Raw genomic sequence first — 9,902 nt, forward strand, 5'->3', positions numbered from 1 at the left:
GGCTGGTGATGGCCAACGGGCTCCTGGTCGGGATCCTGGTGCGCCTCGACACGTACGAGCACGAGAGCCGGGGCAGCTGGTTCCTGGAGGCGGGCCTCGGGCGCCTTCAGGGCGCGCGGGCGCCCGCCTTCGAGACCCTGGAGGCGGCGACGCGCTGGGTGCGCAAGCACTTGAGGCCCTGACCCGGGCGCGTCGTCCGCCTCGATCCTGATCCATGTTGGGAAACGAAGAATCCGGGACAAGAATTTCAGCTTGGCAACAAAAGCCAAGTGAATCCTGACCTATGATGGAGATTTTGACTCCGTGCTGTTTATGTTTGTCGTTGACCGCGGCGGAGGGACGCAGAGATGGGCACCTTCTACTTGCATGTTCACGGCAAGAATTATCATCACCGGGACAAAATCGGCCATACGATCGACCATGATTGCGAGATCATCCCGCTGATCCAGTATATTTCGACACAGATCGTCAACAGGACGAAGGATCGCCAGATCTGGCGGGATCTGATCGTGCACGCGCAGGACCGGCAGCGGAACATCAACCTGTATTTTCCGGTATGCCGCTTCGCGAATGATGCCGCCCATGCCCAGACGGCGGTGCAGATCTAGATCGTCGCGATCTCGCGTCGGGTCGACAGCGCGGCCGGCACCGGGGACGGACGGCAACTCTCGAACAGACCAGCCGATGATGGGCTTCGTCGGGGTGAGCGGGCGGGCCGCGGGCGACGGAATGCCGGCGGTCCGGCACGCCAAGCCGTTCCGTGATGAAGGCGAGTGTCCCGGCCCGGCGGCCGCCAGCATGATCGCGATGATCAGGCCGTCTCCGCGCTCCTGAAACGATGGCGGAACCTCGGATGTTCTCAAGGTCGCAGGCGCGACGACGCGAGGAACGAGGCGAAGCCGACGCGGTTCGCTGTGCAGATGGAAATCTATGTCCTCGTCGTCGCCGGGTTCGGCGTCATGGTGCTTCTGACGGCATGGCTGCCGATGGTGCTCCGGGCCCTGCCCCTGTCCCTGCCCATCTTCTGCGTCGGCATCGGCGCCGGCCTGTCGGCCATTCCGGCGCTGGGCGACCTGACGCCCCATCCGGGCTCGCACCTCAAGCTCATCGAGCACGCCACCGAGGCGGTGGTGGTCATCTCGCTGATGGGCGCCGGCCTGAAGATCGACCGCATGATCGGCTGGAAGCGCTGGGCCGTGACCTGGCGCCTGCTCGGCATCGGCATGCCGCTCACCATCCTCGCCCTCACCGCCCTGGGATCGGCCCTGCTCGGGCTCGGGGCCGCCGCCGCTCTGCTGCTGGCCTCGTCGCTGGCGCCGACCGACCCGGTGCTCGCGTCGGACGTCCAGGTCGGCCACCCGGCCGAATCGCACGAGGACGAGCCGCGCTTCGCGCTGACGTCCGAGGCGGGCCTCAACGACGGGCTCGCCTTTCCCTTCGTGAACCTCGCCGTCGCCATGGCGGGGACCGGCGGCCTCGCCGGCCTGTCCTGGTCGCACTGGTTCGCGGTCGACGTGGTGTGGAAGATCGTCGTCGGCGCCGTTCTCGGGGCGGTCATCGGCCGGGGGCTCGGCTGGCTGACCTTCCATCTCCCGAACCTGTCGAAGCTGTCCCGGACCGGCGACGGCTTCGTGGCGCTCGGCGTGACCTGCGTGGCCTACGGGAGCGTCCAGGCCGTCGACGGGTACGGCTTCATCGGCGTGTTCGCCGCCGCCCTGGCGCTGCGCTCCTCGAGCCGCGGGCACGATTACCATCGCAAGATGCACGACTACGCCGAGGAGCTCGAACGCCTCCTGATGATGGTGCTCCTGGTCGGCTTCGGCGCCGTGCTCGTCGGCGGAGGGCTGCTCGCTGCCGTGACCTGGCCGGCCGCCGCCTTCGCGCTCCTCGCCCTGCTGGTGGTCCGCCCGCTCAGCGGCTGGATCAGCCTGCTGGGCAGCGCCCGGCACAGGGACGAGCGCGCGGTCGTCAGCTTCTTCGGCATCCGCGGGCTGGGAACGGTCTACTACCTCTCCTTCGCCACCGGGCATGCCGCCTTCGAGCGGACGGACCTGCTCTGGGCGACCGCCGGCCTGACCGTGCTCGTCTCCATCCTCATGCACGGCGTCACGGTGACCCCGATCCTCGGCGCACTCGACCGCAAGATGGGACGGGACACCGAGAGCGGGCAGCTCGACCTGACGCTCACCTGAGCCCGCGCACGGGCCGACGCGCGCGGCCTGACCGCCGACGCGCACGGTGGCCGGTTCCGTCCGGACGGGACGGCGCCCCGCCCCCGCTCGCGCCCTACGTGCAGGAGAGCAATGTCAAGATGCACGTGCGCAGCCACATGACGAGGCCTGAAGCAACCAGGCGGACCGGCAATGTCGTTCCGGCACGCGACAGAAGCACGGCAAGTCGCGAGATGAAGCGACAGGTTCCTGCACCCTTACGAACTGAGCCGGGCGGAGCGGGAGGAATATCCTGTTCTCTGTTCTTCCGCTTCAAGCAGGCTGCTCACCGGGATGGTGGCGAGCACGCTGCCGTCCGCGATGCGTATGGTGAGCCACCAGTCACCGAGAAAACTCGCCAACTCTCCGCTCCGGCGCATCTCCTCGACGACGGCTTGCGCCTGCTCGACGGCGTCATCGAGATCGTCTGCTCTGCTACCCACGTCGTCGCGGATCGTCGTCCGTTCGTTGCCAAGATCAAAATAGAATCGCTGCGCCACCCCATCCCCCTGATTCGTCGTCTGAAACGATCCATGCCGCACGTCGGACCGTCAAGCTGAGCCGTCGAGGGAGGCGTTGCGCCGGGGCGGCCGGGCGCGCCGGCGGCACCGGGGCGCGGCGAGAACCGGGGCCGGTTGCCAGCCGCGGCACGATACGCTCTATCGGCGGGCCTTGCCGCGTGCGCGGCCGACGCGGGCGAGTGCCGTGGCGGGCGGGGATGCGAGCGTCGATGTCGTCCAGCAGGAACTTGGTCGCCGACATCGTCGACACGCTCTGGACCGGCTACGTCGCGGCGATGCGCAAGTACGCGGTCTTCCGGGGTCGCGAGGCCTTCCCCGTCTTCGCGAAGTTCTGGGCGGTGTATGCTCTTATCTACGCCGCCTCATACCTGGGCGACCTGCTCCTGTCGACGATCTGGAAGAATTTCTTCTTCTGCCGATTGCTCGTGAAGATCGTGCACGCGCTGCCGTTCCTGTCGGTCACCGCGCGGCGGCTGCACGACGCCGATCGGTCCGGCTGGTGGATGTTGTGGCCTCCGCTCGCCGTCAAGGCGATCCTGAGTCCGGGAACGGAGGGCCCGAACCGCTTCGGGGCGAGGCCGCCGCGCGGGGACGGCGCGGCGCCGGACGGCGGACCGGCCTGACACGGCCGCGGCTCCGGCCGGAGGGGGTCGCGCCGGCCGGCAGCCGGCATGCCGCACGGCAAAAAAGCCGAGGGAGGCCCGTCGGCCTCCCTCAAGTCTTTGGAGGAGAAGCAGTGGGCGGGCCGAGCGTTGAGTGAGAACAAGGCTCAATCTCGACCCACCATGCCGTCCGGGGATCACGCATCGCGCGGGCGGCACGGGCGGGATTATGGCCGATCCGGGACGGCCCACACCGACATACAGCAGGATTCGGATCGACCATGATGGCGACGACAGGCTTCGACGCAGGCCTTGCACGGGTGCGTTTCACCTGGATCAAAGCCGGCGCGGTCCCGCCCGTGCAGGGTGCGACGGTCGGTTCCCGTTTCTTCGCCGACAGGCCCCGCTGGCGACCCCCGCCCCTCCCCTCGGGAGGCGTGCTCGGGACGGCCGGCGGGGTCGCAACCGGGGGCGGAGCCGTTCTCCCGATGCCACCGGATGGCGCCCGCCTCGCGCCTCGCCATTCGTGGCGCCGAGCCGGCCCCGGGGCGGCCGGCTCGCGCCCTGCGGGTCCGCAACGCGGGCCGAAAAACCGCCCGCGTCCCACGACCTGCATCAGTTGCCGTTCGGCCGATCCCGCTTCCTTGCCCGACATCATGCTGCAAAATTGCAATAAATCATCATATGTCGGTTTTGTCCCATTAACTTGTACGCTAGGTTATTGCGATCATCAGCCTTTCCAGGACAGGTGCTGATGGCCGGGAGAGACGTGCGCTTCCACCTGCAAGGCGGAGCGGAAGCTGCGATGACTTGGGCTCCCGACCATCCCCTGGACATGCTCATCCGCAAGCTGGAGAGCATCGCCCACCTGTCCGCCGAGGAGCGGCGGGCGATCGCGGGCCTGCCCACCCTGGTCCGGCTCCTGAAGGCGGGCCAGGACATCGTGCGCGATGACGACCGCCCGTCGCAGTGCTGCCTCGTCCTGGAAGGCTGGGCGTGCCGCTACAAGCTCATCAGCCAGGGCAAGCGGCAGATCTTCTCGTTCCACGTCCCGGGCGACATCCCAGACCTCCAGAGCCTGAACCTGAAGGCGATGGATCACAGCCTGTGCGCCCTGACCTCGACCAAGGTCGCCTTCATCCCGCATCACAGCGTGCTCGCGCTGACGGCGCGCCACCCGCGCATCGCCGCGATCTTCTGGCGCGACACCCTGGTGGAGGCGGCGATCTTCCGGGAGTGGATGGTCGGCATGGGGCGGCGCACGGCGAGCCAGGCGATCGCGCACCAGATCTGCGAGTTGTACCTGAAGCTCAAGGCCGTGGGCCTGGCCGAGAACCACCTCTACCGGCTGCCTGTCACGCAGTCGGACATTGCCGACGCGCTCGGGTTGACGAACGTGCACGTCAACCGCGTGCTGAGGGAATTGCGCACGAAGGGATTGGTGACGATCGTGGGCGGCACGCTACGGATCCACGATTGGCGGGAACTCACCGGGTTCTGTGAGTTCGACCCCACCTATCTCCACCTGGAACGACAGGCGGCATGAGCCTTCACCGTCGGCCCGTGCAGGTTGCCACGGGCGGCGGCGACACGGAGCGCCGGTTGGTCTCGTCGGATGGTTTCCTTGTGGCCGTGCTGGTGCGCCGCTCGGACCGGCACGGCGCGGAGGCCGGGACGTGGTTCCCGGAGGCGGGACGCGGCCGGGTCGACGATCCCGTCCAGCCCACGTTCCCGGATCCGGCCGAGGCGCAGGCCTGGATCGCATGCCGGCTGGCGGGAGCCTGAGGCCCGGCGGCCCCGGCGAGGCGTCGGGCGAGCCGGGCGGCCTCCCGGGCGCGCCCCGGGACCCGCCGCCGGTCGACGGCCTCATCCGCGAGCGCGCTCGCCGCCGGCTCCCGCCCCGTCGCGGGCCGCGCGCCTGACATGAGGCTTGCCGCGCCCGTCCCCGCCAGCCTGCCCTCCCCGACTCCGGCCCAAGGTCCCGCTCGATCGGCGGCCTTTTTGCCGTCGATGGCCAAGATTATCAAAGGGTTCAGAAAATATTTTTGCAATGCAATATAAGTTGTATTAAGACGTCATACTTCGTGCTTATCTATGGATGCCCTCTACGGGCGTTTCCTCCCTTACTCGGGCCGCTCGCAAGAGCGGCCCTTTTTCGTGCCGGAGGCGCCACGAGGCGGCCGGACGCGAGAACGGCGCCGGCATGATCGGCGGGGGGCACGTCCCGCGACTCCGCGGCCGTGCGTCCCTTGACATCGCCCCTCGCGGTCTCCCGGCCGGGGACAGACGAAGACCAGAACGGGACATGTTCCGGCGGGCGAGCACCGCTCGAAGCCGCTGAGAGGCCCACGACAGGGCACTGACAGCCCAAGGCTGGACCAGATCGCAACCCGTGTGACGGCGCCACGATGAAGGGATTGATCGTCGGCAGCCCGCAGGCACTCGGAGCCGTCATCACCGCAGCGGCGTCATCGGCCCCGAGAGCGTGGTTCCGCAGGAGTCCGGGGACGCTGACGCGGCCGACCCGCCCGGACGGCCATGCCGGCGCAGGCGGATGCAACGACACGGGCGTCCATCACGCGCCCGAGCCGGCGTCGCCCGCGCAGCGACCCTGAGGAGATCGAGGCGGGCATCAGCCGCGCCGTAGAGCGCGACGCGGCCGAGGGTGCCCTGCATCCGGCAGCAGAGACCGCCCGCCTCCGCTCCAGGCTCGATCAAGCATGAATGCGAGCGACAACGATGCAAAAATAGCAAATAAGACCCAGACTATCGCAATCAGCGATCAAATGCTAACTAATGTAAAGATATGCTAGCACACAACCACAGAACGACATCATACATAACACGATTCGTATCATTTCTATTGAGGAGGAAAATAAGAAGATGACTGAATATTTGCATACATTTGCTTTGCTACAACATACGAAGTCAGCTTGATTTGTTGATTGACGGTACGCGTATTGACAGCCGATTGCAGCTTAAGATACGACTGTCCGCACATGCGAGCGGTTAGTATGATCTCTAAGTGGAAGTCGCTAAAGATCATCATTGGTACATTTGCCGTAATTGCAGGATGCAATGCTTCTTCCATGATACAAATCTCAGACACAGTCGCGATACAAACATTAAAAACTCAGAAAATATTTCCATTAAAAGACATTGTTAGTAATCTTGGCGAAGTTAAAGACCCATTATTCCGTACCTTTGTATCTGAAATTAGCAATACAATCCAAATCAGATATAGAATTGACGAGATTTGCAGCCAAAAAGATAGCAATAATCCGACGAGTGGCGTGATTTTTATTCAAACTCCGTTGATCATCAGCGACACAGACGAAATTATCAATCTGCTTATTGATCGCCTCGACGCAAGCCGTGCCGGATTTCTTGTGGATTCACCGTGGGTCAAAGTGGTTCGCACAGTCGCGCCTGCATGCGGTTTGAAGATTTACTTCCTCTGGAATGAGCGTCAGTTCCTGATTGACCAGGCCGTCATATCGAACCCGGTTGCAACAGCGGGATACCGCGCAGATCCGATAGAAGGACGTGCATTTGCGGATTGGGCACAAGCGTACGAAGACGTGGTGCTGCAACAAGGCAACAAGCCCGACAGTACGGAAACCATCAGCAAGTTGCGTTCATCGATACCCGACGATGTGATTTGGCTGTTTACGCATTCACCTCAAAGCACCAGAGGGTCTTTTTCAGTTATAGCTCTGTCGGCAGCCCAGCGATTGAGAGAAAAAGCACTGATGCAATACACGGAGATGGTATTGCATATTCTAGCCGGGCAGGACTTGCAAAGTTCAAGGAGTTCGAATTTTAAAACAATAGCGGACGTTTATACCGCAGACAAGCTACAAAACTTGCGCATCAACATGCCGTAAAGGGGAGCTCAAAATGCCTTTCACCACAGTACAGGCGAGGACGCAGTTTTCAGGGTTCTCTGGCGCGGACCAGTCTCTCATATTGGGAGCGATGCAAACCGCATACGACGGATCGCCAAACGCCAGGACCTTGTTCGACAACTGGCTCGCCGATCCAAGTCACACGATCGACGTCACCTATGTTGCAAATGCGTTCCAGGCACGCCTGAATACAGGACGCGTCGAAATCGATTTGGCTTTCCTGACAAATGCGACCTACATTAGCGACAAGGGAACTGCCGTCAAAGACACATTGCTTACTGCATTGGTCCATGAATTAGGACATGCTTTAGGTAGCACTTCCGACAATTACAATGTTGCGAAACCTGATTACAAAGGTGACAACGTCAGCCTAGTGAACAAGATCTATAAAGATCTTGGTGTCGATGAACAAGTATCGTATATTGCGTACGATGACTCGGGCTTGTATCACAAATTAGGTTTTCAATACACGAATGGAACGGCAATCGATGCCGCCGTTACAGTCATAACGGGCTCAAAATATGCCCCTTCCGGCAATTTCAATTCGGCGAACGCGTTGGCGACGAAAGATTTGCTGATAGGCGACAAGAGCAACAACACTCTACAATCCGGCTCCGGGAACGACTACTTGTACGGTGATGGTGGGGATGATAATCTAGATGGCGGAGACGGGACCAGTGATGTTGCTGTCTACTTCAATTCACCGCTGGATTACGATATAAAACAGAATGTGAACGGGTCTTGGACGGTGCGCAACGTGAGGGGCGCCAAGGATTCCGGAACAGATACCCTGAAGAATATCGAGAAAATCCAATTCGACACGCCGGTTGCCGGCCAGAAGGTGTTTGATCTGAAGAAAAACGGTCTTACGTTTCAAACTGACTTTGGGATTGTGATCGACACGACCGGGAGCATGGGATCGTCGATCAACAGCGTTAAAGCGAATGCGTCTGCCCTGATCGACAAAGCTTTTGCCAGCGGCAATGCCGACGCGCGCATCGGCGTTGTCGGCTTCAAGGACACGACGAACGGGGAGCCATCGTCAGTCCTGCTTCCGTTCACGGACCAGGATTCCTTCGCTGACCGCAAAGCCGCTGCACAAGCTGCCATCAACCGCATCACCGTAGGTGGCGGCGGCGATATACCTGAAACTGCCTACGATGGACTTCGTGTGGCATTGGATGGCCATATGGGAGCATGGAGAGGAAGCGCAGGCATTTTGCGGATAGCTTTGTTCACGGACGCGCCGGCGAAGGATGGCGCGATTGCCGGTGTGGTCTCAAGTCTTGCGCAGAATATAGGAGCAACGATCTCGTCGGGTGCCTCACTGCGGGGCGCCGGTGGGTCATTGGATAGTTTTGATCTTACCGTTCCGGGCGTGACGGCTGCGGCCTCAGGAAGAAGCGACCCCGGGGATCCGAATGCGCCTCCAAGTACCGAAACGCCATTGTCGGACAATCCGATCGCGACGGACAGCACGACTGCGAAAGTAGAGATATATACGATATTTACCGGCCCCACAGGAACCGACACATCGGCCTTGAAGGCCATCGCCGATGCCAATGGCGGCTCCCTTCTGACTGCGCCGACGAACGACGATCTGGTCAATGCGCTCTTGAGCATCATCGCGGCGCCCCCGGTCGACACCGTAGATCCCAGCGTCGTCGCGGTCACGTACGGCACCAACGACGGCAGTCTCGCGGCGGGAGAAAGCGTCACGATTTTCGCGGAAATGTCGGAGGCTGTGACCATAGCCGGTGAAGGGCTGACACTGAGACTGAATGATGGCGGGATCGCCGTCTACGATCCGGCGAGTTCGTCCTCTACCGTCCTGGCTTTCAAGTACACTGCATCGACCGGTGAGAACACGGACGATCTCGCCGTCGTCGATTCGGTGCTGAATGGAGCGGCCGTGAGAGATGCCGCCGGCAACAGCGCCGACCTGGCGGCACTTGCCAGCAATCCGACCGGCATCCTGTCGGTCGATACGATCGCGCCGGAAGCCCCCAACTACATCAGGAATCCGGAGATCGCGGTCGTCCCGGTCGAGACCGGCGGCTTCCTCTCCTACAGCATTGATGGAGGGCCGTTCTCGACGACGTTCGATGCGGCCTCGGTCGGGGGCGGCACGCACCTTCTCGTTGCCACGCAGACAGACGCGGCCGGGAACGTCTCGCCGCTCCTGATACTCGGCACGGACGGCGCGGATGCGCTGTCGGGCAGTTCCCGCGATGACAAGATATTCGGCCAGCAAGGCGACGACGTTCTGCTCGGCGGTGTCGGCCGCGACCGGATCTCCGGTCAGGGCGGCAACGACCTGGTCGATGGCGGCGAGGGCGGCGACTTCGTGTCGGGCGACTTCGGCAACGACGTCGTGCACGGCGGCGCGGGCGACGATGCCGTCTACGGCGACGACGACGACGACAGCGTCTTCGGCGACGACGGCAACGACGCGGTCCTGGGCGGCACCGGCAACGACCTGGTGAGTGGCGATGCCGGCAACGACAGCGTGTTCGGCGAGACGGGCGACGACCGCCTGTTCGGCGGCCTCGGTCAGGACTACCTCTCGGGCGGAGCCGGGAACGACGTGCTGTTCGGAGGTGAGGGCAACGATGCGCTGTTCGGCAATGCCGGCAACGACGTCCTGTTCGGGGGCGCCGG

The 9,902-nt window shown here is 63.0% G+C and carries 9 protein-coding genes; 8 read left to right on the forward strand and 1 reads right to left on the reverse strand.

Annotation, left to right across the window (positions count from 1 at the left end):
• The 3 genes from DT057_RS32075 to DT057_RS32085 form a co-directional block, all read left to right on the forward strand.
• Positions 1-182 (forward strand): hypothetical protein (locus DT057_RS32075; RefSeq protein ID WP_128566090.1); only part of this gene is annotated, 182 nt, incomplete at its 5' end.
• Positions 183-347: 165 nt separating this feature from the next.
• Positions 348-608, forward strand: a complete 261-nt coding sequence (locus DT057_RS32080; protein ID WP_128566091.1) for a hypothetical protein — start codon at positions 348-350, stop codon at positions 606-608.
• 312 nt (positions 609-920) lie between these two features.
• The gene (locus tag DT057_RS32085) at positions 921-2,192 is read left to right on the forward strand and encodes a cation:proton antiporter (protein ID WP_128566092.1); all 1,272 of its coding nucleotides are present in this window, start codon (positions 921-923) and stop codon (positions 2,190-2,192) included.
• Between the two features lie 236 nt (positions 2,193-2,428).
• Here DT057_RS32085 and DT057_RS32090 read toward each other — a convergent pair whose 3' ends face one another.
• Positions 2,429-2,710, reverse strand: a complete 282-nt coding sequence (locus DT057_RS32090) for a DUF6894 family protein (RefSeq protein ID WP_203236438.1) — start codon at positions 2,708-2,710, stop codon at positions 2,429-2,431.
• Positions 2,711-2,940: 230 nt separating this feature from the next.
• On the opposite strand from DT057_RS32090, the gene DT057_RS32095 reads away from it, so the two are divergent.
• The 5 genes from DT057_RS32095 to DT057_RS32115 all read left to right on the forward strand — a co-directional run.
• Positions 2,941-3,354, forward strand: a complete 414-nt coding sequence (locus DT057_RS32095; protein ID WP_162501573.1) for a DUF805 domain-containing protein — start codon at positions 2,941-2,943, stop codon at positions 3,352-3,354.
• Positions 3,355-4,138: 784 nt separating this feature from the next.
• On the forward strand, positions 4,139-4,879 hold the full coding sequence (locus tag DT057_RS32100; protein WP_128566094.1) for a Crp/Fnr family transcriptional regulator: 741 nt from the start codon (positions 4,139-4,141) through the stop codon (positions 4,877-4,879).
• Entirely contained in the window at positions 4,876-5,118 is a 243-nt protein-coding gene (locus DT057_RS32105; RefSeq protein ID WP_128566095.1) for a hypothetical protein, read from the forward strand. Before DT057_RS32100 ends, DT057_RS32105 begins: the two co-directional genes overlap by 4 nt.
• Before the next feature lie 1,229 nt (positions 5,119-6,347).
• Positions 6,348-7,220, forward strand: coding sequence for a hypothetical protein (locus DT057_RS32110; protein WP_128566096.1), 873 nt, complete (start codon positions 6,348-6,350; stop codon positions 7,218-7,220).
• Positions 7,221-7,233: 13 nt separating this feature from the next.
• The coding region (locus DT057_RS32115; protein WP_128566097.1) for a hypothetical protein at positions 7,234-9,902 on the forward strand (2,669 nt) is incomplete at its 3' end.

The organism is Methylobacterium crusticola, assembly GCF_003574465.1.
Lineage (GTDB): Bacteria > Pseudomonadota > Alphaproteobacteria > Rhizobiales > Beijerinckiaceae > Methylobacterium > Methylobacterium crusticola.

Bases quoted from the DNA above. Each gene is read 5' to 3' on its own strand.
- DT057_RS32105 (WP_128566095.1), top strand. From the start codon at position 4,876: ATGAGCCTTCACCGTCGGCCCGTGCAGGTTGCCACGGGCGGCGGCGAC.
- DT057_RS32100 (WP_128566094.1), top strand. From the start codon at position 4,139: ATGACTTGGGCTCCCGACCATCCCCTGGACATGCTCATCCGCAAGCTG.
- DT057_RS32085 (WP_128566092.1), top strand. From the start codon at position 921: ATGGAAATCTATGTCCTCGTCGTCGCCGGGTTCGGCGTCATGGTGCTT.
- DT057_RS32095 (WP_162501573.1), top strand. From the start codon at position 2,941: ATGTCGTCCAGCAGGAACTTGGTCGCCGACATCGTCGACACGCTCTGG.
- DT057_RS32080 (WP_128566091.1), top strand. From the start codon at position 348: ATGGGCACCTTCTACTTGCATGTTCACGGCAAGAATTATCATCACCGG.
- DT057_RS32110 (WP_128566096.1), top strand. From the start codon at position 6,348: ATGATCTCTAAGTGGAAGTCGCTAAAGATCATCATTGGTACATTTGCC.